Source organism: Rhizobium sp. CF142, assembly GCF_000281145.1.
Lineage (GTDB): Bacteria > Pseudomonadota > Alphaproteobacteria > Rhizobiales > Rhizobiaceae > Rhizobium.
On the sequence record NZ_AJWE01000006.1, the window covers coordinates 86,726 to 110,402 of the forward strand.

General features: G+C 60.8%; 19 protein-coding genes. 14 read left to right on the forward strand and 5 right to left on the reverse strand.

The window, feature by feature from the left end:
• Positions 1–15 precede the first annotated feature (15 nt).
• Positions 16–2,274 carry a putative bifunctional diguanylate cyclase/phosphodiesterase gene (locus PMI11_RS00670; protein ID WP_244430516.1) on the reverse strand — a complete coding sequence of 753 codons (2,259 nt, stop codon included), beginning with the start codon at positions 2,272–2,274 and terminating at the stop codon, positions 16–18.
• A 248-nt stretch (positions 2,275–2,522) separates the two neighbouring features.
• Here PMI11_RS00670 and PMI11_RS00675 point away from each other — a divergent pair, with 248 nt between their 5' ends.
• Positions 2,523–3,329 (forward strand): transporter substrate-binding domain-containing protein, encoded by an 807-nt coding sequence (locus tag PMI11_RS00675; RefSeq protein ID WP_007812206.1) that lies wholly within the window; start codon positions 2,523–2,525, stop codon positions 3,327–3,329.
• Between the two features lie 69 nt (positions 3,330–3,398).
• On the opposite strand, the gene PMI11_RS00680 is transcribed toward PMI11_RS00675, so the two are convergent.
• On the reverse strand, positions 3,399–4,412 hold the full coding sequence (locus PMI11_RS00680) for an AraC family transcriptional regulator (RefSeq protein ID WP_007812207.1): 1,014 nt from the start codon (positions 4,410–4,412) through the stop codon (positions 3,399–3,401).
• 118 nt (positions 4,413–4,530) lie between these two features.
• On the opposite strand from PMI11_RS00680, the gene PMI11_RS00685 reads away from it, so the two are divergent.
• The 3 genes from PMI11_RS00685 to PMI11_RS00690 all read left to right on the forward strand — a co-directional run bounded on the left by PMI11_RS00685 (position 4,531) and on the right by PMI11_RS00690 (position 8,199).
• Positions 4,531–5,970, forward strand: a complete 1,440-nt coding sequence (locus PMI11_RS00685) for an APC family permease (protein ID WP_007812210.1) — start codon at positions 4,531–4,533, stop codon at positions 5,968–5,970.
• Positions 5,967–6,134: a hypothetical protein gene (locus PMI11_RS37635; protein WP_007812212.1), complete on the forward strand. Its 168-nt coding sequence runs from the start codon at positions 5,967–5,969 to the stop codon at positions 6,132–6,134. The genes PMI11_RS00685 and PMI11_RS37635 overlap by 4 nt, the downstream gene beginning before the upstream one ends.
• 67 nt (positions 6,135–6,201) lie before the next feature.
• Positions 6,202–8,199: a primary-amine oxidase gene (locus PMI11_RS00690; RefSeq protein WP_007812214.1), complete on the forward strand. Its 1,998-nt coding sequence runs from the start codon at positions 6,202–6,204 to the stop codon at positions 8,197–8,199.
• Positions 8,200–8,259: 60 nt separating this feature from the next.
• On the opposite strand, the gene PMI11_RS00695 is transcribed toward PMI11_RS00690, so the two are convergent.
• Entirely contained in the window at positions 8,260–9,801 is a 1,542-nt protein-coding gene (locus tag PMI11_RS00695; RefSeq protein WP_037070504.1) for a cation:proton antiporter, read from the reverse strand.
• A 104-nt stretch (positions 9,802–9,905) separates the two neighbouring features.
• On the opposite strand from PMI11_RS00695, the gene PMI11_RS00700 reads away from it, so the two are divergent.
• On the forward strand, positions 9,906–11,129 hold the full coding sequence (locus PMI11_RS00700; RefSeq protein ID WP_037070497.1) for a flavin monoamine oxidase family protein: 1,224 nt from the start codon (positions 9,906–9,908) through the stop codon (positions 11,127–11,129).
• Between the two features lie 93 nt (positions 11,130–11,222).
• On the opposite strand, the gene ftsZ is transcribed toward PMI11_RS00700, so the two are convergent.
• Positions 11,223–12,245: a cell division protein FtsZ gene (ftsZ, locus tag PMI11_RS00705; protein WP_007812220.1), complete on the reverse strand. Its 1,023-nt coding sequence runs from the start codon at positions 12,243–12,245 to the stop codon at positions 11,223–11,225.
• A gap of 243 nt (positions 12,246–12,488) precedes the next feature.
• Here ftsZ and PMI11_RS00710 point away from each other — a divergent pair, with 243 nt between their 5' ends.
• From PMI11_RS00710 to glpK, 9 genes are all read left to right on the forward strand, one after another.
• Positions 12,489–13,262 carry a DeoR/GlpR family DNA-binding transcription regulator gene (locus PMI11_RS00710; protein ID WP_007812223.1) on the forward strand — a complete coding sequence of 258 codons (774 nt, stop codon included), beginning with the start codon at positions 12,489–12,491 and terminating at the stop codon, positions 13,260–13,262.
• A 112-nt stretch (positions 13,263–13,374) separates the two neighbouring features.
• Positions 13,375–14,904, forward strand: coding sequence for a glycerol-3-phosphate dehydrogenase (glpD, locus tag PMI11_RS00715; protein WP_007812225.1), 1,530 nt, complete (start codon positions 13,375–13,377; stop codon positions 14,902–14,904).
• Between the two features lie 42 nt (positions 14,905–14,946).
• A complete protein-coding gene (locus PMI11_RS00720) occupies positions 14,947–16,023 on the forward strand; it encodes an ABC transporter ATP-binding protein (protein ID WP_007812226.1) in 1,077 nt (358 codons plus the stop codon).
• Between the two features lie 9 nt (positions 16,024–16,032).
• Positions 16,033–17,103: an ABC transporter ATP-binding protein gene (locus PMI11_RS00725; RefSeq protein WP_007812228.1), complete on the forward strand. Its 1,071-nt coding sequence runs from the start codon at positions 16,033–16,035 to the stop codon at positions 17,101–17,103.
• Positions 17,104–17,106: 3 nt separating this feature from the next.
• Entirely contained in the window at positions 17,107–17,973 is an 867-nt protein-coding gene (locus tag PMI11_RS00730) for a carbohydrate ABC transporter permease (protein WP_007812230.1), read from the forward strand.
• A gap of 14 nt (positions 17,974–17,987) precedes the next feature.
• Positions 17,988–18,809 carry a carbohydrate ABC transporter permease gene (locus tag PMI11_RS00735; protein WP_007812231.1) on the forward strand — a complete coding sequence of 274 codons (822 nt, stop codon included), beginning with the start codon at positions 17,988–17,990 and terminating at the stop codon, positions 18,807–18,809.
• A gap of 12 nt (positions 18,810–18,821) precedes the next feature.
• Complete coding sequence (locus PMI11_RS00740; RefSeq protein WP_007812233.1) at positions 18,822–19,103, forward strand: DUF2160 domain-containing protein; 282 nt, start codon at positions 18,822–18,824, stop codon at positions 19,101–19,103.
• Between the two features lie 80 nt (positions 19,104–19,183).
• Entirely contained in the window at positions 19,184–20,914 is a 1,731-nt protein-coding gene (locus PMI11_RS00745) for an ABC transporter substrate-binding protein (RefSeq protein ID WP_007812236.1), read from the forward strand.
• Positions 20,915–21,029: 115 nt separating this feature from the next.
• The gene (gene glpK, locus PMI11_RS00750) at positions 21,030–22,526 is read left to right on the forward strand and encodes a glycerol kinase GlpK (RefSeq protein ID WP_007812238.1); all 1,497 of its coding nucleotides are present in this window, start codon (positions 21,030–21,032) and stop codon (positions 22,524–22,526) included.
• A gap of 78 nt (positions 22,527–22,604) precedes the next feature.
• Here glpK and ugpC read toward each other — a convergent pair whose 3' ends face one another.
• On the reverse strand, positions 22,605–23,675 hold the full coding sequence (gene ugpC / locus PMI11_RS00755; protein WP_007812240.1) for an ABC transporter ATP-binding protein: 1,071 nt from the start codon (positions 23,673–23,675) through the stop codon (positions 22,605–22,607).
• Positions 23,676–23,677 lie beyond the last annotated feature (2 nt).

Below are 23,677 nucleotides of genomic sequence, written 5' to 3' on the forward strand. Positions count from 1 at the left end.
CGTCCAGGTGGACGATCAGCCGCGCGGGGAGGATGCGGCAACCGACTGTGGCCGCATGGTTTCGGCAGATGGCAATGAGGCCAGGAAGTCAGCCGGAGGCAGGGGGCGCGAGAACAGGAAGCCCTGCAAGTCGTTGCAGCCGGCAGCGACGAGAAAGTCTCTCTGCCCCTTCGTCTCGACGCCCTCCGCCGTTGTCGCCTTTCCAAGCGTGCGGCTCAAGCCCAGGATCGCCGAAACGATGGCGGCGCCCTCGGCCTGTGTTCCCAGCAACCGCACGAAGGACCGGTCGATCTTGATGCGGTCGATGTTGAACTGAATGAGGTGACTGAGCGAAGAGAAGCCGGTGCCGAAATCGTCGAGCGCAATCCTGATCCCCTGGGACCGAAGCCTGCCGAGTGTGCCTTGCGCGATCTCGTCGATGTTGAAGAGGGCGGCTTCCGTCAGTTCCAGCTCGAGGCGCGATGGCGGCAGGCCAGTTTCCGCCAGGATCGAGAGCACGTGGCGGTCGAAGTCCCGATGCCGGATTTGCGAGGGCGAGACGTTGACGGCGATCGACATGTCGGCCGGCCAGCTTGCGGCTGCCTTTGCCGCATTCCTCAGCACCCACCCGCCGAGCTGGTCGATCATGCCGGCTTCCTCGGCGATCGGGATGAATTTGTCCGGTGACAGCAATCCCTGGGTGGGGTGGCGCCACCGAACCAGGGCCTCTGCACCCGAAAGTTTCCCATGCGCGTCAGCACGATGCACGCCCTGAAAGAAGACCTCCAGATGGCCCGGATCATCTGAATGCGCATTCTCCACGCTATCAGGGAGATGCGTGTGACCTTCCAGCACGAGGCGAAGATCGTTCTTGAGATTTTCCCGTGCCTCGACCCGGTGATCCAGCGAAGGATCATATTCAATCAGGCGGCCGCGCCCGTTGGTCTTTGCTTCATAAAGGGCGACGTCCGCACGCCGCAAAATCTCGCTCGTTGCCTGGGCCGCGTCATGAAAGGCAGCGATGCCGATCGAGCATCCGATGCGAACGACCACGTCGCCGCCACGAAGCTGGAACGGCTTGCTCAGGGCCTCGATAATGGCGTTGCAGAGGAGGATGTAGCTATCGTCGTCCGCTCTGACATCGGGAAGAAGCAGGGCGAATTCATCGCCGCCGAGCCTTGCAAGCGTGTCGCCTCGTTCGACCAGGGCATTCATCCTGTCGACGGCGTCGCGCAGCAGCTCGTCACCGGCGGCATGCCCATGAATGTCGTTCACTTCCTTGAATTTGTCGAGATCGACAAGGGCAAGGACGGCGAGCTCGCCGGGCGATTTCATGGCCGCAAGGCATTGCTCGAAACGTGCTGCAAAGAGCGCCCGGTTCGGCAGGCCCGTCAATACGTCGTGCAGCGAAAGATGCCGCGCATGATGTTCGCTGGCGCTGAGTTCTCTGAGGCTGCCGCGCAAACGGCCCATCAGGGCGAAGAAGAGGCCTGCGATGACAAGGCCGGCCACGGAGAGCACGGGAACAAGCCGGCCGATGACGCGTGAGCCCGGCAGGTCCGGCCTCCAGATGATGAAACCGATGGGGTCGCCTGACGCCGTTGCCTCGATTTCGAACGCGACTTCGTTCTGCTCCTGATCTGCGGTGCGGGCATAGCGAGCGCCGGCCAAGCCCTGTTCGCGGCTCAGCGTATCGAGCGTGACACCGTCGAGGAAGCGGAACGCCACGAGGTAGAGCCTGTTGGCGTCATTTCCTTCCTGCGGGTCCACTTTCGAAGAGCCCGTGACCGAAACGACGCCGGCGACCGAAGGGCGGCCCTCAAGCCGCATCAGCTCCACCCGGCTGGGTTCCGGATCTGAACTCGGCCCCTGCGGCGCACCGTGGTGCGTTGCTTCCAGATCCTGGATCATCGGCTGAAGCAGCGGTCGCACCCATTTGAAGCGGCGTTTCGTTTCGGGATCGGACTGTAGAGCAAGCTCGCCGGCCGGGGTCACGAGGAATGCCGCGTTGTAGCCGAATACCGTTGTCGCGATCTTGCCGAATGTCGCGGCCGATGTCGTGCCCGCGCGCTCGCTCTTGCCGCCGGCGGTCGCCGAATCCGCCACCAGCAGCGAAGCATAGCCTGCGCCCATCAGCTGGATGTCCTGCGATACGCGCTGGACCTGATCCAGGAGGCGGCTGTTGACGAGTTGGCGCTGCCGATCGAGTGCGGCTGCGTCGCTTTCCCTCCCGGCCCAGATAGCGGCCAGGAACACCAGGCCAAGAATTGCCAGGCCGCTGATTGCAAGCAGCACCAGTATCGACCCGGAGGATGTCCAGGTCGCTCTGTGAGCGAATAATCTTAAAGACGGATCAGCAGGCACGCAGTCTTCTCCCGAGCGCCCTGATACTGACCGCGATTGTTTACAAAATGCTTTTCAAGCAGCATCAAAATTAATGGCCCAAAATGATGAGCTTTTTAATCGTTTTGTGATTGGCTGCTCATTGCGCAACGCTTGCCGATGCAAGGTTGGCGATCGAGCTCTACATCAAGGTGATTGATATGTTGCGATTAGGATCTCTCTATCGTTCGAAGTTCTTCGCATTTGCCTGTGCGGCCGTTGTTGCGGTCAGTATTTTTGAGCCCGCTATTGTCCGGGCTGCCGAAAACGACAGCATCCGCATAGCCGTCGAGGGCGCATTTCCGCCGTTCAACTATGTCGATTCCAATAATCAGCTTCAGGGATTCGACGTGGATATCGCCAAGGCTCTTTGCGAGACCGCGAAATTGAAGTGCGAATTTGTCATCCAGGAATGGACGGCGATGATCCCGAACCTGCTCGACAACAAATATGATGCGATCATCTCGTCGATGTCGATGAGCGCGGAGCGGCGAGAAAAGGTTGCCTTCACCCAGAAATATTATGACAGCCCGACGGTCTTCATCGCGCGCAAAAACGACGAGATTGCCGGCACGTCACCCGATGATCTGAAGAAACTGCGGCTCGGCGTGACGGCAGCAACCTCCCAGGAATCCTACGCCAAGAAATTCTACAGCGGTGTCGAAACCACCGTGTTCCACGCATCGCCGGATCTTTACAAGGGCCTTGCCGATGGCAAGGTCGATATCATCCTGGAAGACAAACTCGCGGTCTACGACTGGCTCGCAAACACCAAGGCGGGCGGCTGTTGCGAATTCAAGGGCGAGGATATCAAGAACACCGAATATTTCGGTGACGGAGCCGGCATCGCCGTGCGCCCGACCGACAAGCCGCTGCTGGACAAGCTCAATGCCGCGCTTGCAGAAATCCAGGACGGCGACACCTACGACACGATCAACGCGAAATATTTCCCGTTCAGCATTCGTTGAGGGCGCCCGGCCGAATTCCCTTGATCCCTGCGGCTGGTCCTATGGATCTGCCGCAGCATTGTTTGCCGTCTACTGCATGCGTTCCCAATGTTTGCGGGCGCGCCAAAGCACCGTCTCGTCCGCGTAGCCCAGGACTTGCGCAAGTTCTTTCATTCTGACCGCGCCGTTCTGTCTCTGCAGCGCAAGGATACTTTGGCGGTGTTCCCGCATCAGATCCCTCAACGATGTCCCCTGCTCGGAGAGCCGCCTTTGCAAGGTTCGCGGCGAAAGGCTGAGTTCTTGCGAAAGCCCGACGAGCGTGATGGGCTTGTGTCCCAGATAGATCCCGATCAATGATCGCACATGATCGACAGTCGAGTCCGACTGCAACACCTTGCCGCTCAGATCCGCGATATGGCGCTCCAGGACCGCCGCCAGGTCGGGCTGTTCCTGCCGGTAGATACGACGGGCGTCTTCTGCCGAAACCACGATGCGATTGGCAGACTCGCCGAATTTTAAGGGCGCCCGGAAAATCCGTTGCAAGGTCGTCGGATCGCGAGGCGCCCGATGTTCAAAATGGACTTCGACTGGTCTCCATCCGCGTGCGAAGCAGGCGCGGACAAGCTGGCAGGACGCGGCCAGCGTGAACTCGCTGTCCTGCCGTCTCGGCCAGAGCCTGGGATCGTCGAGGCGGTAGCTCCAGACCAGATTGCCGTCTTCCTGAAAGACACCGGAATTGGTGCCGCTCTGGACGGTGTTCACATATTTGGCCAATCGTTCGAAGCCGGTACGGATCGTGCTCGATATCGAAAACAGCACACCGATCGGGCCGATATCGCTCGGCTTGAACTGGGTTCCAAGCAATGCGCCGATCGTCGGATCTCCGACGATCGATGCCGCATCTTCGAAGATCGCAACATATCGGTTCATGGGGATCATGGCATAGGGATCGTCAAGCTGGCTGCGCAGAAGACCGTGAAGGGCAAGCAATACATCTGCCTTGCCGGATTTCCGGTCGATTTGTTCGATGAGGGGCAGCAGCACAGACGCACGAATTGAAGCAAATATCTGCGCGGACGTGCCGGTTTGCTGGGCAGATGACATGTTTTTGTTCCCCGCCGCCAGTGATGGCGCAAATTATCGATTCATTGGCATGCATTGCAATTTTGAGGCCAATCGGTCGTGGCTACCGTGTTGATGAAAATCAAAAACAGGGGTTCTCATGACAACGCACACCACTTTGGGAAATCCTCCCGACCGCCTCGCGAAAAACTCCGTCGGCCTTGCCCATATCGTCTTCTTCGTCGTGGCGGCGGCAGCGCCGCTCACAGCCGTCGTCGGCGCGACGCCCGCCGCTTTCGCTTTCGGCAATGGACCCGGTGTACCGGGTGCCTTCGTCCTGGCAGGGATCCTGTATCTCATCTTCTCGGTCGGCTTCACGGCGATGAGCCGGCATGTCGGCGGGACGGGCGCCTTCTACACCTACATCACCCAGGGCATCGGCAAGCCGGCCGGTGTCGGCGGTGCGCTGATGGCACTTCTGACCTACTCGTCGGTACAGATCGCCATCTACGGGTTGTTCGGTGTCTTCATGAGCGGCGCCGTGGCATCGATCGTGACGCTTCCGTGGTGGGCTTGTTCCTTTGCCGCGCTCGTGGCCGTCCATCTTTGCGGTCAGCGAAACATTGCCTTTTCAGGCACGATCCTGGGCATCTGCATGCTGGCTGAGGTCGCTATCCTTCTGCTTCTCGACATCGGCATTGTGCTGACCGGCGGCGGGCCGGAAGGTTTCAGCCTCTCCTCCTTCAGCCCGGCCACCGTATTTTCGCCGGGCCTCGGCGTCGCGCTCGTCTTTGTGGTCGGCTCCTTCATCGGTTTCGAGGCCACCGCCATCTTCGGAGAAGAGGCGGAAACCCCGGAAAAGACGATCCCGCGCGCAACCTATGCCGCCGTTTTGCTGATCACCGTCTTCTACGCGCTGTCGACCTGGGCCATCGTGCAGTTCTATGGTCCTTCAAAGGTGCAGGCGACTGCCGGCAGCGGCTTGGAAACCTTCTATTTCGTCGCCTCCGACGCGGTCCTCGGACAATGGTCGTCGCAGGTCATGAATATCCTGCTGATCACCAGCCTCTTTGCCTGCATCCTGTCCTTCCACAACACGCTGAACCGGTATTTCTACGCGCTTGGACGCGAAGGGCTCGTCGTCAGGGCTCTGGGCAAGGTCCATCCGGTCCACGGTTCGCCCTATATCGCGGGTGCCATCCAGAGCGCCATTGCCGCCCTCGCGCTTGTCTGTTTCATCGCAGCTGGTGCCGATCCCTATACGGTCGTCTTTTCCTGGATGTCGGCTCTCGCCGTCCTCGGGATCCTGGCTGTCCAGGCCCTCGTCTGCGTGGCCATCGTTCTCTTCTTCCGGGGACTGCCGCATCGCTACAGTCTATGGACCACCACGGTGGCACCGGTCCTGGCGCTGCTCGGTATCCTCGGCTCGATCATCCTCGTTATCATGAACCTGCCGCTCTTGTCGGGATCGGAAAGCGTGATTGTGAAATCCTTCCCGCTGCTGGTGGTTCTGACCGGCCTGATCGGGGCCGCCTTTGCGGTGCGCATCAGGACCGTGAAGCCTGAACTCTATGCTTCGCTTGGGAAGGCCTTCGAATGACGAGACTTCAACTCTTGACCCCCGTCGACCGGATGTCGCTTATCACCTTGATGGCTTTGACCATCGCCACATTCCTGATGGCGGCAGAAGCACATGCATTTTGCTCTGTCTTCTGCATCCATGGTGATCGCATGCCCGAAATGGACATCTGCTCCGGCCGCTGACGGCTGAGCCCTGCAGTGTGCAGCCAGATGCGCACTGCCACCACCCAAAGCACATGAAGGACTGACAATGGACGCCATTGTAGAAACGCTTGCCTATCCGCTCGACCCGTTGAGCCTGACCGAGATCTCGGAAGCCGTCGCAATTCTGAAGGACGAAAAGCAACTGCCGCAATCGATCCGCTTCCCGATCATTCGCCTGGAGGAGCCGACCAAATCCGACATGGCCATGCATCGCGACGGAAGGAAGCTTCCCCGGCTGGCATTTGTCCTGTCGCTGGATGCCAGCTCGGGCGAGGTCCATGAATCGATCGTCGACCTGTCGAAAAAAGCTGTCTTCGAGCACAAGAGGCTGCCGCTTGAAACTGCGCCTTACGGGCAGCCACCTGTCATGCTTTGCGAGTTCGAGACCGTCGAGGCGACAGTCAAATCGGACCCCCGCTGGATTGCCGCAGTCAAGAAGCGCGGTATCAGCGATGAGGATATTCCGCTCGTCCAGATCGATCCGTTTTCCTCTGGCTTTTTCGGACGCGAATTTGAAAAGGGTGCCCGCATCGTTCGCGCCGTCTCCTATTGGCGCGAGGATATCCGCGACAATGGCTACGCCCATCCGATCGAAGGGGTCGTTGCCGTTGTCGACCTGATCAGCAATCAGGTGGTCGATCTCGTCGACGACGAGACCGTCATTCCGGTGCCGAGGAAGAAGCGCAATTACGGACAGGAGTCCTTTCCCGATGTCCGCCAGGATGTAGCGCCGCTCAACATCGTGCAGCCGCAGGGACCGAGCTTCTCGGTCGATGGCTGGACAGTGCAATGGCAGGACTGGTCGTTTCGTGTCGGTTTTACGCCTCGCGAAGGTCTCGTCCTGCATGAGCTCGGGATTAAAAATGGCGGCAAGCTTCGTCCCGTGATCTTCCGTGCCTCGGTGACCGAAATGGTCGTGCCCTATGCCGATCCGACCGCCAACCACTATTGGAAGAGCGCTTTCGACGCCGGAGAATATGGGCTGGGGCGGCTCGCCAACAGCCTTGAGCTCGGCTGCGATTGCCTTGGCCAGATACACTATTTCGATATCCCGTCGGCGGATGATTTCGGCCAGCCGGTGATCATGAAGAACGCCGTTTGCATGCATGAGGAGGATTTTGGGATCCTCTGGAAGCACTACGAGTTCAGAAACGGCATTTTTGAAGTGAGGAGATCGCGCCGTCTCGTCATCTCCTTCTTCGCGACGGTCGGAAATTACGACTATGGCTTCTACTGGTATCTCTATCAGGACGGCACCATCCAGCTCGAAGCAAAGCTGACCGGCATTATCCAGACCGCGGCTGTGGCGAGCGGCCAGAAATATGCCTGGGGTGGAATGGTCGACGACAATCTCGGTGGCCCGACCCACCAGCATTTCTTCAATGCCCGCCTGCACATGGATATCGATGGCGGCGGGAACACCGTCAGCGAACACGAGTTCCAGCCACGCCCATGGGGCGAGGACAATCCCTACGGCAATGTCTTCGATACGAAGACGAGAATTTTGAAACGGGAACTCGATAGTCCCGCCGTCGCCAATGGCGAGACCGGCAGGTATTGGAAGGTCCAGAACCCCAACGAGCATAATTCCGTGGGCAATGCGCCCGGCTATAAAATGGTGGTCATGCCAAGTCCCCTGATGCTCGCCCAGGAGGGATCGACCGTTGCTCAGCGTGGCGGCTTCGCCAAGAAGCACATCTGGGTGACGGCTTTCGACGCGAAGGAAAAATATGCGTCCGGCGACTATCCGAATGTGCATGCGGGCCGGGACGGCCTGCCGAAATATGTCGAGAACAACCGGAATATCGAAAACGCGGATATCGTGCTCTGGCATTCTTTCGGGCATACGCATGTCTGCAAACCGGAGGATTTTCCGATCATGCCGGTGGAATATGCAGGCTTTACCCTGAAGCCGAACGGTTTCTTCGATAGCAACATTGCCATGAACCTCCCCGCTGCCCGTAATGAGCACAGCCGTGACAACCACGGCTCGGCCAATTCCGATCAGGGGGATGAGGCCAGCGGCAGTTGCTGCGGACATTGACGGGGATCGCATGCAGTATTGGGGCGACTGAAAAGGTCACCCCTTATCTGCAGTCTACCCTTAGCTCTCGGTAATGCGCCGATCCTCGTCGGAGCCGACCGAGAGCTGCTTCCAGTCGAGATCTTCCTGCAATTCGAGATATTGCGTCGGCCCGATCTTGTTCTTATCGCGCAGCTCTTCGAGGCGTTGGCGCTGGGCGATCACGGCGGCGATCGTCAGCTTGCGGCGGCGCACGAGCGGCGAGGTCTCGCCGGCGTCCGAGGGCACCGTCCAGTGATCCTTGCAGATCGTCCGGATGGCCTCGGCCTCGGCGCCCCCTTCCTTCTCGAGCCGCTCAAATGCAGCTTCGGCAAGCGAGCGTCTTGCGGCTTCCAGTTCGTCATGAACTTGCGCCTGCCGACCGAGTTTCAGGAAATGGATCATCGGGGCGAGCGTCGCTCCCTGGATGACGAGCGTTGCCAGCACCACGGCAAAGGCTGTCAGCACGACGAGGTCACGTTCCGGGAAGTCGGCGGGCAGGGCAAAGGCGGTGGCGAGCGTGACGAGGCCGCGCATGCCGGACCAGCCGACCAGAAAGGTCTCCCCGTGCCTGAAGGGCGCCAGCAGATTGCCGCGCCGATGGCGCGAAATGACGAAGGCATGCAGGAGGAAGGCCATTGCCAGGCGCGCCAGGATGACGCCGACCACGACGATGCCGGCAAAGCCCAGCGACCGCTCGAGGGCTTCGGCCGACATGGATTCGAGAATGCTGCGCGCCTGAAGCCCCATCAGCAGGAAGGCGACGACGTTCAGCAGGAAGACGACCGTTGTCCACACGGCAAAGGAATGCACCCGCATGCGCGGGGAATCGTCGACCGTCGAAAGCGTGGCGATCGTCATGGCGCTCGCAACCGTCGCAAGCACGGCCGAAAGATGCAGATGCTCGGCAATCAGCCAGGTCGAAAAAGCATAAACGAACTGCAGCAGCGTGCCGCCGACCGTATTTTCGGTAATCGGCCGCAGCCGCGAGACGAAAAAGCCGAAGACGATGCCGAGGAGAATGCCGCCGGGTGCGGCAAAGCCAATCTGGAGCGCTGTCGTTCCGTCGAGCCCGCCGCGTGCCTGGACCGTGAGTGCTGCTCCAAACAGCAACAGCGCCGTTGCGTCGTTAAACAGGCTTTCGCCCTTGAGCAGAGCGTCCACACGCCGATCCACCGGCAGACTGGAAAGCACGGCGGTCGCTGCCGCAGCATCGGGCGGAGCAACGATGGCGCCGAGCGTCACCGCAACCGCAATCGGCAACCCGACCGTTAGCATGCTGATCGATACCACCACGCCTGTCGTCACCAGAACGGCAATGACGGCGTAGAAGATCAGCGGCAACAGCATGCGCCGCGCAGCCCCCATCGGGAAGTCATAGGCGGAATCGACGAGCACCGGGGCGATGAATAGGGCAAGCGCCGTCGGCGGGTCGATCGGGATGACAGGCGCACCGGGCAGCATCGCTACGCCGACGCCTGCAGCGGCCAGAATGCCGGGATAGGGCAGGTGCATGCGCCGGGTGATCTGCAGCAGCAGGATGGCGACAGCCAGCAAGGCGACGAGGGTTTCGAAGAAGGTCATGTCGGCATAGTAGCAGGCTTTCGGGCGCATTGAAGCGGGTGCGGCTCCGATGTAAAGCTTAAGCCTATCAAGGTGATGACGAAGCGCGGAGCGAAACGGTGACGATGGACTACGACGTGGCTGTTATCGGCGCCGGTGCGGCGGGCATTGCTGCGGCACGAAGGCTGACCGATGCAGGACGCTCGGTCATCATCCTCGAAGCCAGCAACCGTGTCGGCGGTCGGGCCTGGACGGTCGAACTTTCCGGCATGCCGCTCGATATGGGCTGTGGCTGGCTGCATTCGGCCGAGCGCAATCCCCTTGTCGCGATCGGCCGCGAGGCAGGCTTTACGATCGAGCGCGGGCCTACGGCCTGGCAGAACCAGTGGCGCGATCTCGGTTTCTCGCCGCAAGAACGTGCGGCTGCTGCCGCTGCCTGGGAGGCGCTTGAAGAGCGGCTGCGGGCCAATCCGCCGGCAAGCGACAGGGCCTCGGACGCGCTGGAGCCGGATGGTGAGTGGAACGCCTATTGCCAGTCGCTCAGCGGCTATCTGAACGGCGCGCCGCTGGAACGGCTGTCGGTTACCGACTTCCTTGCCTATGACAATGCCGCAACCGATGCCAACTGGCGGGTGCATCAAGGCTATGGAAGCCTGATCGGGGCTGCCGTTCCCGATGTGACCCTGCGCCTGTCGACGCCGGTGCGCCGTGTCGCGCTGACCGGTGAGAGTGTCCGGCTTGAAACAGATCGCGGTCCGGTCACGGCAGGTGCGGCAATCGTCACGGTCTCGACCAATGTTCTCGCCCGCGGCACTATCGCCTTTGGCCCTGAGGCCGATGATCATCTGCATGCCGCAGCGCAACTGCCGCTCGGCCTCGCCGACAAGCTGTTCATGGAGCTTCACGGCAATCATGGCCTCGAGCCGGAAACGCATCTGCTCGGCGATGCCCGGAACGACGAGACCGGCAGCTATTATATCCGGCCGCTCGGACGCCCGGTCGTCGAAGGCTTCTTCGGCGGCAAGGGCGCCGTCGTCATCGAACAGGCTGGCCTGCTCGACGCCTTCACCTTCGCCCTCGACCAGCTGTCATCGCTCATCGGAAACAATATTCGCCAGCACCTGCGGCCGCTCGCAGCTTCGTCCTGGTGCCACACGGATTGGGTTCGTGGCTCCTACAGCCATGCGCTTCCCGGCCATGCCGGCGCCCGCACCATCCTCGCGCGACCGGTCGCCGACCGACTGTTCTTTGCCGGTGAGGCGACGCATCAATCGGACTTTTCGACGGCACATGGGGCTTGGGAGAGTGGCTCGCGGGCCGCCGACGAGGTGATGGGCAGCGCCAGTTAAGAGCTGCGATAGCAAAACCGAGCGGTTTTTCACCGCCCGGTTTTTGGATGATGATGCTTTCACAGGCAACGCCAATAAGGCGATCCTGTCGCTCTATTGCAATGTGCGACCCTGGAGCTGCCCCGCGGCGAAGTCCGGCACGGCAGTGGCTGCACCGGCGCCTTCCAGGCCGGTTGCCACGACAGCGACACGGAACCTGCCGTCGAGACTGCGGTCAAAGATTGCGCCGACGACGATTTCGGCGTCGTCCTGCACTTCGTCGCGAATGCGGCTTGCGGCCTCGTCGACTTCGAACAGCGTCATGTCGGAACCGCCGGAAATCGAGATCAGCACGCCCTTGGCACCCTTCATCGAGATATCGTCGAGCAGCGGGTTGGCGATGGCAGCTTCTGCTGCCTTCATCGCGCGTCCCTCGCCCTCAGCCTCGCCCGTACCCATCATCGCCCGGCCCATGCCGCGCATGACGGACTTCACATCGGCGAAGTCGAGATTGATCAGGCCTTCCTTGACGATGAGGTCGGTGATGCAGCCAACACCTGCATAAAGCACGCGGTCTGCCGTCATAAAGGCATCGGCAAAGGTGGTCTTCGCATCCGCAATGCGGAAGAGGTTCTGGTTGGGAATGACGATGACGGTATCGGCCGCCTGGCGCAGCGCTTCGATGCCGGCTTCCGCCATTTTCATGCGGCGATTGCCTTCGAAGGTGAAGGGCTTGGTGACGACGCCGACCGTCAGGATGCCGGCCGAACGTGCCGCATGCGCAATGACGGGGGCCGCACCCGTGCCTGTGCCGCCGCCCATGCCGGCGGTGACGAAACACATATGCGAGCCACTCAGGTGATCCATGATCTCGTCGAGCGATTCCTCGGCAGCAGCGCGCCCGACTTCTGGCAGGGAGCCGGCGCCGAGGCCTTCCGTGACATGGGCGCCGAGCTGGATGCGGCGCGTCGCCTTGGAGGTCGCCAGCACCTGGGCGTCCGTATTTGCGGCGATGAAATCAACGCCCGCAAGTTTTTCGGCGATCATGTTGTTGATCGCGTTTCCGCCACCGCCGCCGACGCCAATCACCGTGATCTGCGGCCGTAGTCCTGTAATGCCGCTCTTGGCGTCTGTCATCGAACTCTCCTTTTGTCCCTCGTGCATGCTCCGCCCCGTCGCGGATAGCGAATCGCATAATACGTTAAGTGGGCAACAAGGCAGAGACGGGGCGAGCTTTGCAATATCCAAAGGGATTTCAGCACTCGTTCATGTTCGAAAAGACCGCACGGTGAGATTGATCCGGAGGATCGCACCAGCAGCGATTGCTTTGCCTCGAGGCGAAGTTTGGCTAAAGATGAAAGTGAAACGAAGGGAGGGCGCATGTTTCTGTCGGATCGTCAGGAGAAGATCATCGCGCTTGCGAGGTCGTCGGGCAGGGTGCTGGTCGATGATCTGGCGGCGCAGTTTGCCGTGACACCGCAGACGATCCGCAAGGATCTGAACGATCTCTGCGATGCGCAGCTCCTGACGCGCATTCATGGCGGCGCAACCTTTCCGCGAGGGACGGAGAATGTCCGCTATGACGCCCGGCGCCAGATCGCCGCGACGGAAAAACAGGCGATCGGTGTGGCTGCCGCTGATCTCATCCCCAATAACAGCTCGCTCTTCATCAATATCGGCACGACGACGGAAGCGGTCGGAGAGGCGCTCTCCGATCATCACGAATTGATGGTGATCACCAATAACATCAATGTCGCCAATAGATTGCGGCTGATCGACAATATCGAGGTGGTGATTGCCGGCGGCGTGGTACGCCAATCCGACGGTGGTATCGTCGGGGAAGCGGCCGTCGATTTCATCAGGCAGTTCAAGGTCGATTATGCCGTGATCGGCGCCTCCGCGATCGATCCGGATGGCGCTTTGCTCGACTACGATTTCCGTGAGGTGAAGGTGGCGCAGGCCATCATCGCCAATGCCAGACACGTCATCCTGGTAGCGGATTCGACCAAGTTCGAACGGACTGCACCCGTCCGTATCGGCCAGATTTCGCAGGTCCATACCTTCATCACCGACCAATGCGATTCGCCTTCTATCCGCACTATCTGTCAGCAGAGCGGTGTTGTGCTGGTCGAAACAGCGAAAGCTAACCGCTGATTTTAGCGGCGAACAACATTCGTTTGACATTCGAAAAATTTTCGGTTTAATCATCCTCACTTTCGCAATGGTGGGGGAACCGTTGCGCTGTCCTGGCTCAAAGAGGGGGAGCATGAGCCGTATCCACGATATTTTCGTCATTGGTGGCGGGATCAACGGCTGCGGGATCGCGCGCGATGCGGTTGGCCGTGGGTATACGGTAGCCCTTGCCGAGATGAATGATTTCGCCTCCGGCACCTCGTCGGGTGCGACCAAGCTCATCCATGGCGGTCTTCGCTATCTCGAACATTACGAGTTCCGGTTGGTGCGGGAATCGCTGATGGAGCGCGAGATCTTATGGGCGATGGCCCCGCACATCATCTGGCCGCTGCGCTTCGTGCTGCCCTATCACAAGGGCGGCATCCGCCCGGCCTGGATGATCCGGCTCGGCCTGTTCCTCTATGACCATCTCGGCGGCCGCAAGCTCCTGCCGCCGACTTCGGTCTTGAACATGCGCACCGATCCGGCGGCAAAGCCCTTGAAGGCACTGTTTTCCAAAGCCTTCGAATATTCCGACGGCTGGGTCGACGATGCCCGCATGGTGGTGCTCAATGCCCGCGATGCCGCCGACAAGGGGGCGCTGATCATGCCGCGCACCAAGGTGGTGTCGGCCAGGCAGGAGAAGGATGCCCAGGGAAACAGCGTCTGGACGATCGAGACGATCAACACGGTGACCGGCAAGAGCGAGCGCCATCAGGCCCGCATGCTGATCAATGCCGCCGGTCCCTGGGTCGACCATGTCATCCGTTCCGCCTTCGGCCAGAACGAGGCCCGCCATGTGCGCCTCGTCCAGGGCAGCCACATCATCGTCAGGAAGAAGTTCGAGGGACCGCGCGCCTATTTCTTCCAGAACCCCGACAACCGCATCATCTTCGCCATCCCCTACGAGACCGACTTCACGCTGATCGGCACCACCGATCGCGATTACACCGCCGATCCGAAGGATGTGAAGATTTCCGAGGAAGAGACGCTCTATCTCTGCAATGCGGCGTCGGAATATTTCAAGGAGCCGGTCAAGCCCGAGGATATCGTCTGGACCTATTCGGCGGTCAGGCCGCTCTTTGACGACGGCGCCTCGAAGGCGCAGGAAGCCACGCGTGACTATGTCTTGAAGGTCGAGGGCAAGCAGGGCGAGGCACCGCTTCTCAATGTCTTCGGCGGCAAGCTCACCACCTACAGGCGGCTGTCGGAACATGCGCTCGAAAAGATCGGCGAGGCGATCGGCGTCAAGGGCAGGCCGTGGACGGCAGGCAGCCACCTGCCGGGCGGCGACTTTCCGGTAAAGGGCTATGAGGGCGAAGTCGGCAAGCTGAAGGCGCGCTATCCGTTCCTGACCGAGCCGCATGCCCGCCGGCTGGTCCGCCGCTACGGCACGAAAGCCGCCACGCTTCTCGGCAATGCCAAGAAGATCGACGATCTCGGCAGGCTGTTCGGATCCGATCTCTACGAGGCCGAGGTTCGCTACCTGATCGAACATGAATGGGCCAGACACGCCGAAGACGTGCTCTGGCGAAGAACAAAGGATGGCCTGCGTCTTTCGAAGGAGCAGGTGAGATCACTGGAGGAGTACATGGCTGCTATACCGGCACAGATGGCCGGATAAGGTGGCGTGTGGTCCCCGTTGCGAGGAGGCACGGGAATCGGAATGCTGGAGCTGCGAAACGCCGCCAAGATGGTGGGCGCGGACTATCATATCTATCCGACCGATCTGGTTCTCGAGCGGGGCACGCTGAATGTCCTGCTGGGGCCGACCTTGTCGGGCAAGACGTCGCTGATGCGGCTGATGGCGGGGCTTGATCGGCCGACCGAAGGCTCCGTGCATTTCGACGGCGCCGATGTCACCGGCATGCCGGTGCAGAAGCGCAATGTCGCCATGGTCTACCAGCAGTTCATCAACTATCCGGCACTGACCGTCTATGAGAACATCGCCTCGCCGATGCGCATTTCCGGCAAGGATGCGGCTGCGATCGACCGCGACGTGCGCAAGGCAGCCGAACTCCTGAAACTGACACCCTATCTCGATCGCACGCCGCTCAATCTCTCCGGCGGCCAGCAGCAGCGCACCGCGCTCGCCCGCGCCCTCGTCAAGAATGCGAGCCTCGTGCTGATGGACGAGCCGCTCGCCAATCTAGACTATAAACTGCGTGAGGAATTGCGCGAGGAACTGCCGAAGATCTTTGCCCAGTCGGGCGCGATCTTCGTTTACGCCACCACCGAACCTTCCGAAGCGCTGCTGCTCGGCGGCAATACGGCGACGCTGAACGCCGGCCGGGTCACACAGTTCGGACCGACGATCGATGTCTATCGGCGACCGGTCGATCTCGCCACTGCCGGCATCTTCGCCGATCCGCCGCTGAACGCCATCGAGGTCACCAAATCAGGTCACGTCTTTGTGCGCCCAGGCGGGGGTACACTTCCGGTTCCGGCCCATCTTTCCACTGTGCCTGACGGACCGGTGACGATTGCCTTCCATCCGCACCATCTCGGGCTAGCGCCGCAGACCGGCGATGCAGCCCGCCTCAAGGCGCGCACGCTGGTGTCTGAGATTACCGGTTCGGAGAGCTTCGTTCATCTGGACTATGACGGCGTGCGCTGGGTGATGCTGGCACACGGCATTCACGACATCGATCCCGACATGGAGATCGAAGCCTATCTCGACACGCGCCACCTGATGGCATTCGGCGCAGGCGGGCAGGCCATCGCCACGGTCGGAAAGGTTTAGGAGAGCACAATGGCACGCATCACGCTCGACCATATCCGCCACGCTTACGGCGCCAATCCGAAGAGCGATAAGGATTATTCGCTGAAGGAAGTCGACCACGAGTGGAACGACGGCGGCGCCTATGCGCTGCTTGGTCCTTCCGGCTGCGGCAAGACCACGCTGCTCAATATCATCTCTGGTCTCCTGCAGCCGTCACATGGCCGCATCCTGTTCGACGGTAAGGATGTCACGGACCTTTCGACCCAAAGCCGCAACATTGCGCAGGTCTTCCAGTTTCCGGTCATCTACGACACGATGACGGTCTACGACAATCTTGCCTTTCCGCTGCGCAACCGCGGCGTGGCAGAAGCAGATGTCGACCGACGCGTACGCGACATTCTCGAAATGATCGACCTTGCCGGCTGGGCGGGGCGCAAGGCGCAGGGCCTGACCGCCGACCAGAAGCAGAAGATCTCGCTCGGGCGTGGGCTGGTGCGCAACGACGTCAACGCCATCCTCTTCGACGAGCCGCTGACCGTCATCGATCCTCATATGAAATGGGTGCTGCGTTCGCAACTGAAGCGGCTGCACAAGCAGTTCGGCTTCACCATGGTCTATGTCACCCATGACCAGACCGAGGCTTTGACCTTCGCCGAGAAAGTGGTGGTCATGTATGACGGCCAGATCGTTCAGATCGGAACGCCGGCCGAACTCTTCGAGCGGCCCAGCCACACCTTTGTCGGTTATTTCATCGGCTCGCCCGGCATGAACGTGATGCCGGCAAAGATCGACGGCAGCACCGTCAGGGTCGGCGACGAGACGCTGACGCTCGACTATGCGCCGAAGACCGAGGGCGCGGCCAAGACCGAGCTCGGCATCCGGCCGGAATTCATCCGGCTCGGACGCGAGGGCATGCCGGTATCGGTGAGCAAAGTCGAGGATATAGGCCGCCAGAAGATCGTGCGCGCCCGTTTCGCCGGCCAGCCGATTGCAATCGTCGTGCCTGAGGATGGCGAAATCCCCGATGACGCCCGCGTCAACTTCGATCCGTCAGCCATCAGTATTTACGCCGACAGCTGGCGTGTCAGCAGGGAGGCCTGAGCCATGCAGAAGACGTGGAACAACAAAGCCTGGTTTCTGGTCCTGCCAGTGCTGCTGCTCGTGGCGTTTTCGGCCGTCATCCCGCTGATGACCGTCGTCAACTATTCGGTGCAGGATACGTTCGGCAATAACGAGTTCTTCTGGGCAGGCACCGACTGGTTCGTCCAGACCCTGCATTCCGACCGTTTCTGGGAAGCATTGCAGCGCAACCTGCTCTTCTCCTTCATCATCCTGGCACTGCAGATTCCGCTCGGCATCTTCATCGCGCTCAACATGCCGAAATCGGGGCCGGGCGTTCCTGTCTGCCTCGTCTTGATGGCGCTGCCGCTGCTAATTCCATGGAACGTCGTCGGCACGATCTGGCAGGTTTTCGGCCGTGTCGATATCGGCCTGCTCGGCCATACGCTGGAGGCGATCGGCCTCGACTACAACTATGTGCGCGATCCGGTCGATGCCTGGGTGACCGTCATCATCATGGACGTCTGGCATTGGACGAGCCTCGTCGTGCTGCTCTGCTATGCAGGCCTCGTGTCGATCCCTGATGCCTATTATCAGGCGGCCAAGATCGACGGCGCCTCGCGCTGGTCCGTCTTTCGCTACATCCAGCTGCCGAAGATGAAGCGCGTGCTTCTGATTGCCGTGCTGTTGCGCTTCATGGACAGTTTCATGATCTATACCGAACCCTTCGTCGTCACCGGCGGCGGCCCCGGCAACTCGACGACCTTCCTCTCCATCGATCTGGTGAAGATGGCGGTCGGCCAGTTCGACCTCGGACCTGCAGCGGCAATGTCGATCATCTACTTCCTCATCATCCTGCTGCTCTCCTGGGTGTTCTACACCGTGATGACCAGCGGCGACGCGAACGGCTGAAGGAGGGCGCAGACATGACCAAAAAATACAAACCTGCAGGCAGCCTTTCCTGGCTCGTCCCGACGATCTACATCCTTTTCCTGATCCTGCCGATCTACTGGCTCGTCAATATGAGCTTCAAGGAAAATGCCGAGATCACCGGCGCCTTCTCTCTGTGGCCGACGAACCCGACGCTGCGCAACTATGCGGTCATCTTCACCGATCCGTCCTGGTACAACGGCTATATCAACTCGATCATCTATGTGGTGATGAACACGGTGATCTCGGTCGCCGCAGCGCTGCCGGCCGCCTATGCCTTCTCACGCTATCGCTTCCTCGGCGACAAGCATCTGTTCTTCTGGCTTTTGACCAACCGCATGGCGCCGCCGGCGGTCTTCGCGCTGCCTTTCTTCCAGCTCTATTCGGCCTTCGGCCTGATCGACACGCATATTGCCGTCGCACTCGCCCACTGCCTGTTCAACGTGCCGCTGGCGGTCTGGATTCTCGAAGGTTTCATGTCCGGTGTGCCGAAGGAGATCGACGAGACGGCCTATATCGATGGCTATTCCTTCCCGCGCTTCTTTATCAAGATCTTCATTCCGCTGATTGCGAGCGGGGTGGGTGTCGCCGCCTTCTTCTGCTTCATGTTCTCGTGGGTAGAACTGCTGCTTGCCCGTACGCTGACGACGACGGCGGCAAAGCCGATCTCGGCGATCATGACGCGCACGGTCTCGGCGGCCGGCATGGATTGGGGTGTGCTTGCGGCAGCCGGCGTGCTCACCATCATTCCCGGCGCCCTCGTCATCTATTTTGTTCGCAACTACATCGCCAAGGGCTTTGCCCTGGGCCGCGTCTGAGGAGGACCCGACATGACCTTTTCGTGGATGGCCTGGACGTTGCCGACGGCTCTCTTCTTCCTGACGATCCTGGTGCTAATCGTCGCCATGAGCGTCTGGGAATATTTCTCGCCGGGCGGCTCGCCGCGCGTTGGCTTGCTTCGGTTCGAGACGACGCGCGGCGACCGGCTCTTCATCTCGCTGCTCGGCGCGGCATTCATTCATCTTGCATGGCTGGGTCTCGTCGGACCCAACCTGTGGTGGGCTCTTGGCATCTCCGCGATCTACGCGATCGGTGTGTTCCGTTACGTGTGATGCCAGGGTGAAACGGATGGCCGGGGGTACTTGGCCGCCTGAAACGTGAGAACTGCAATCGCAAACCTCGGGAGGATATTATGCGAAAGCACTTATTGACGACGACAGCAGGCCTGCTTCTGGCGATGACCGCGTCGGCTTATGCCGGCATGGATGAGGCCAAGACCTTTCTCGACAAGGAGATCGGGGATCTCTCGACGCTTTCCCGTGCCGACCAGGAAAAGGAAATGCAGTGGTTCGTCGATGCCGGCAAACCCTTCGCCGGCATGGACATCAAGGTCGTCTCGGAAACGCTGACGACGCACGAATATGAATCGAAAGTCCTGGCGCCCGCTTTTACCGCGATCACCGGCATCAAGATCACGCATGACCTGATCGGCGAAGGCGACGTGATCGAAAAGCTGCAGACGCAGATGCAGTCGGGCGAAAATATCTATGACGCCTACGTCAACGACTCGGACCTTATCGGCACGCATTGGCGCTACCAGCAGGCCCGCTCGCTGACGGACTGGATGGCGAATGAAGGCAAGGATGTCACCAATCCGGGCCTCGACGTTGACGACTTCATCGGCACCAAGTTCACGACCGCGCCGGATAAGAAGCTCTACCAGCTTCCCGACCAGCAGTTCGCAAACCTCTATTGGTTCCGCTACGACTGGTTCAACGACGAGAAGAACAAGGCCGACTTCAAGGCGAAATACGGCTACGACCTCGGCGTTCCCGTCAACTGGTCGGCCTATGAGGACATTGCCGAATTCTTCACCGGCCGCGACGTGAACGGCAAGAAGGTCTTCGGCCATATGGATTACGGCAAGAAAGACCCCTCGCTCGGCTGGCGCTTCACCGATGCGTGGCTGTCGATGGCCGGCAACGGCGACAAGGGTCTGCCGAACGGTCTTCCGGTAGACGAATGGGGCATCAAGGTCGATGAGAATTCCCGTCCGGTCGGCTCTTGCGTCGCACGCGGCGGTGACACCAACGGCCCGGCTTCCGTCTATTCGATCCAGAAATATCTCGACTGGATCAAGGGCTATGCTCCGCCGGAAGCAGGCGGCATGACCTTCTCCGAATCCGGCCCGGTTCCGGCGCAGGGCGCGGTTGCCCAGCAGATCTTCTGGTATACGGCCTTTACCGCCGATATGGTCAAGCCCGGCCTGCCGGTCATGAATGACGACGGTACACCGAAGTGGCGCATGGCCCCGAGTCCGCATGGCGTCTACTGGAAGGACGGCATGAAGCTCGGCTATCAGGACGTCGGTTCCTGGACGCTGATGAAGTCGACGCCTGACGACCGTGCCAAGGCCGCATGGCTCTATGCGCAGTTCGTCACCTCGAAGACTGTCGACGTGAAGAAGAGCCATGTCGGTCTCACCTTCATCCGCGAATCCACCATCCGCGACAAGAGCTTCACGGAGCGCGCTCCGAAGCTCGGCGGCCTGATCGAGTTCTACCGCTCGCCAGCCCGTGTCCAGTGGTCGCCGACTGGCACCAACGTTCCTGACTATCCGAAGCTTGCACAGCTGTGGTGGCAGGCAGTCGGTGATGCGTCTTCCGGTGCCAAGACCGCGCAGGAAGCCATGGACTCGCTTTGCGCCGAACAGGAAAAGGTGCTCCAGCGCCTCGAACGCGCCAAGGTGCAGGGCGATATCGGTCCGAAGCTCGCCGAGGAGCATGATCTCGCTTACTGGAACGCAGATGCGGTGAAGAAGGGCAACCTCGCTCCGCAGCTGAAGATCGAGAACGAGAAGGAAAAGCCTGTCACCGTCAACTATGACGAGCTCGTCAAGAGCTGGGCTGACGCCAAGAAATAAGCGTCATCGGCCGGGCGCTACGGCGCCCGGCCATTCCCGATTTTCCAAAAAACAACAACGGGGACAGAGCTGTCGTTCCGGCGGAACGATGGCTGCTGCGCAGGAAACAGATGTCATGAGCGGCCATATTCTTGCCATCGACCAGGGCACGACATCGTCACGAGCCATCATTTTCGACCCTCAGATGCGGACCGTGTCATCGGCCCAGACGGAGATCAGCCAGCATTTCCCGCAGACCGGCTGGGTGGAGCATGATGCAAACGAAATCTGGGACACGGTGCTTTCGACGGCCCGCGATGCGCTGGCAAAGAGCGGGATAGCACCTGGCGCAATTGCTGCCATCGGCATCACCAACCAGCGGGAAACGACCGTCGTCTGGGAAAGAGCCACCGGCCGGCCGCTTCACAAGGCGATTGTCTGGCAGGACCGCCGCACGGCGGAAATGTGCGACCGGTTGAAAGTCGATGGCTATGAAAAGCTCTTCACCGCCAAGACCGGTCTGCTTCTCGATCCCTATTTTTCCGGCACGAAGCTGCGCTGGCTGCTCGACAATGTCGAGGGACTGCGTGCCCGTGCCGAAACAGGAGAGGTCTGTTTTGGTACCATCGACAGCTGGATCATCTTCAAGCTGACCGGCGGGCGGGCGCATGTCACCGATGCGACCAACGCCTCGCGAACCCTGCTCTACAATATCGCCGAGAACCGCTGGGACGACGAGCTTCTCGAGATTCTGCGCATCCCGCGGGCGCTGCTGCCCGAGGTCAAGGACAGTGCCGACGATTTTGGCATGGTCGATCCTGACATCTTCGGCGCGGCGATCCCGATCCTCGGGGTCGCGGGCGACCAGCAGGCGGCGACAATCGGCAATGCCTGTTTCGAACCGGGCATGGTGAAATCGACCTACGGCACCGGCTGTTTTGCGCTCCTGAATACCGGTGAAGACCGCGTGCACTCGAAGAACCGGCTGCTCACCACCATCGCCTACCGTTTGAACGGCAAGACCACCTATGCGCTGGAAGGATCGATCTTCATTGCCGGTGCGGCCGTGCAGTGGCTGCGTGATGGTCTCGGCATTATCGGAAAAGCATCGGAAACCGGTGCTCTGGCCGACAGAGCCGATCCGCAGCAAAGGGTCTATGTCGTGCCCGCCTTCACCGGCCTCGGCGCTCCCTACTGGGATCCGGAGGCGCGGGGCGCGATTTTCGGTCTGACGCGCAACAGCGGCCCGGCGGAGCTGGCGCGCGCCGTCCTGGAATCGGTCGCCTACCAGACGCTCGACCTGCTGGTGGCGATGCGCAGCGATTGGGGCGACCATCCGATCGAAACGGTGCTGCGCGTCGATGGCGGCATGTCGGCCTCCGAATGGACCATGCAGCATCTCGCCAACATTCTCTCAAGTCCCGTCGATCGGGCGGCGACCTTGGAGACGACAGCGCTCGGTGCTGCCTGGCTTGCCGGATCGAAGGCCGGTGTCTGGCCGGACCGGAAGGCGTTCGCACGCGCCTGGGCGAGCGACCGTAGCTTTGAGCCCGATATGACTGACGTAGACAGGCAGGCGAGAATCGTCGGCTGGCGCAACGCGATTGCGCGAACGCTGAGCACGGTGACCTGACCGGGGCGGACCACCACCGTAGAGAAAGAGCCGGGCGGTGTCAGGCCGCCCGGCTTATCGATCGATCTATTGCCCGTCTTAAGCGTCGAGCCGGTTCTGTGTCTGCCGGTCGAAGAAATGCACCTTCCGGGTCGCAAAGGACAGCTTGATCCGCTGTTCGGGTGCAAGGCTCAGGCGTTCGCGCACAACCCAGGTGAGTTCCTTGCCCTCGACCTCGACGGCGACATGGGTTTCCGAACCGGTCGGCTCGATGACCTTCACGATCGCTTCGATGCCCTCATCGCCACCGAGCGAAATATCCTCCGGACGGATGCCGAGCGTCAGCGGCTTGCCCGCGGAATTCTCCGGCGCTTGCGAGAGTTTGACGCGCGCGCCGCCGGCAAGAGCGAGGCTCGGGCCACCGGAATTCTCCAGCGTGCCCTCGAGGAAATTCATTGCCGGTGAGCCGAGGAAACCGGCGACGAAGATGTTGCGCGGCCGGTCGTAGAGTTCGAGCGGGCTGCCGATCTGTTCGACGTGGCCGCCCTGCAGCACGACGATCTTGTCGGCCATGGTCATGGCTTCGATCTGGTCATGCGTGACATAAACGATCGTCGTCCTCAAGCGCTGGTGCAGCGCCTTGATCTCGGCCCGCATCTTGACGCGCAGTTTGGCGTCGAGGTTCGACAGCGGCTCGTCGAAGAGGAAGACTTTCGGATCGCGAACGATGGCGCGGCCCATGGCGACGCGCTGGCGCTGGCCGCCCGAAAGCTGGGCCGGCTTGCGCTCCAGCAGCGGCTGCAGGCCGAGGATCGCGGCAGCCTCCGCCACCTTTTTGTCGATCTCCGGCCGCCTGGCGCCGGCCAGTTCCAGCGCAAAGCCCATGTTCTGGGCGACCGTCATCTGCGGATAGAGCGCGTAGTTCTGAAAGACCATGGCGATATCCCGGTCCTTGGGCTGCAGATTGTTGACGACGCGCCCGTCGATGCTGATCTTGCCGGCGCTGATCTCCTCAAGACCAGCGATCATGCGCAAGAGCGTGGACTTGCCGCAGCCGGACGGGCCGACGAGGATGACGAACTCGCCATCGGCAATCTCGACATCGATGCCGTGGATGATGTCGACCGAACCGAAGGACTTCTTGACTTTGTTGATGCTCAATCCGGACATGG

What these genes read in the sequence shown, in the direction of transcription:
- PMI11_RS00675 (WP_007812206.1), top strand. Translation starts at nt 2,523, where the DNA reads ATGTTGCGATTAGGATCTCTCTATCGTTCGAAGTTCTTCGCATTTGCC.
- PMI11_RS00680 (WP_007812207.1), bottom strand. Translation starts at nt 4,412, where the DNA reads ATGTCATCTGCCCAGCAAACCGGCACGTCCGCGCAGATATTTGCTTCA.
- PMI11_RS00685 (WP_007812210.1), top strand. Translation starts at nt 4,531, where the DNA reads ATGACAACGCACACCACTTTGGGAAATCCTCCCGACCGCCTCGCGAAA.
- PMI11_RS37635 (WP_007812212.1), top strand. Translation starts at nt 5,967, where the DNA reads ATGACGAGACTTCAACTCTTGACCCCCGTCGACCGGATGTCGCTTATC.
- PMI11_RS00690 (WP_007812214.1), top strand. Translation starts at nt 6,202, where the DNA reads ATGGACGCCATTGTAGAAACGCTTGCCTATCCGCTCGACCCGTTGAGC.
- PMI11_RS00695 (WP_037070504.1), bottom strand. Translation starts at nt 9,801, where the DNA reads ATGACCTTCTTCGAAACCCTCGTCGCCTTGCTGGCTGTCGCCATCCTG.
- PMI11_RS00700 (WP_037070497.1), top strand. Translation starts at nt 9,906, where the DNA reads ATGGACTACGACGTGGCTGTTATCGGCGCCGGTGCGGCGGGCATTGCT.
- ftsZ (WP_007812220.1), bottom strand. Translation starts at nt 12,245, where the DNA reads ATGACAGACGCCAAGAGCGGCATTACAGGACTACGGCCGCAGATCACG.
- PMI11_RS00710 (WP_007812223.1), top strand. Translation starts at nt 12,489, where the DNA reads ATGTTTCTGTCGGATCGTCAGGAGAAGATCATCGCGCTTGCGAGGTCG.
- glpD (WP_007812225.1), top strand. Translation starts at nt 13,375, where the DNA reads ATGAGCCGTATCCACGATATTTTCGTCATTGGTGGCGGGATCAACGGC.
- PMI11_RS00720 (WP_007812226.1), top strand. Translation starts at nt 14,947, where the DNA reads ATGCTGGAGCTGCGAAACGCCGCCAAGATGGTGGGCGCGGACTATCAT.
- PMI11_RS00725 (WP_007812228.1), top strand. Translation starts at nt 16,033, where the DNA reads ATGGCACGCATCACGCTCGACCATATCCGCCACGCTTACGGCGCCAAT.
- PMI11_RS00730 (WP_007812230.1), top strand. Translation starts at nt 17,107, where the DNA reads ATGCAGAAGACGTGGAACAACAAAGCCTGGTTTCTGGTCCTGCCAGTG.
- PMI11_RS00735 (WP_007812231.1), top strand. Translation starts at nt 17,988, where the DNA reads ATGACCAAAAAATACAAACCTGCAGGCAGCCTTTCCTGGCTCGTCCCG.
- PMI11_RS00740 (WP_007812233.1), top strand. Translation starts at nt 18,822, where the DNA reads ATGACCTTTTCGTGGATGGCCTGGACGTTGCCGACGGCTCTCTTCTTC.
- PMI11_RS00745 (WP_007812236.1), top strand. Translation starts at nt 19,184, where the DNA reads ATGCGAAAGCACTTATTGACGACGACAGCAGGCCTGCTTCTGGCGATG.
- glpK (WP_007812238.1), top strand. Translation starts at nt 21,030, where the DNA reads ATGAGCGGCCATATTCTTGCCATCGACCAGGGCACGACATCGTCACGA.
- ugpC (WP_007812240.1), bottom strand. Translation starts at nt 23,675, where the DNA reads ATGTCCGGATTGAGCATCAACAAAGTCAAGAAGTCCTTCGGTTCGGTC.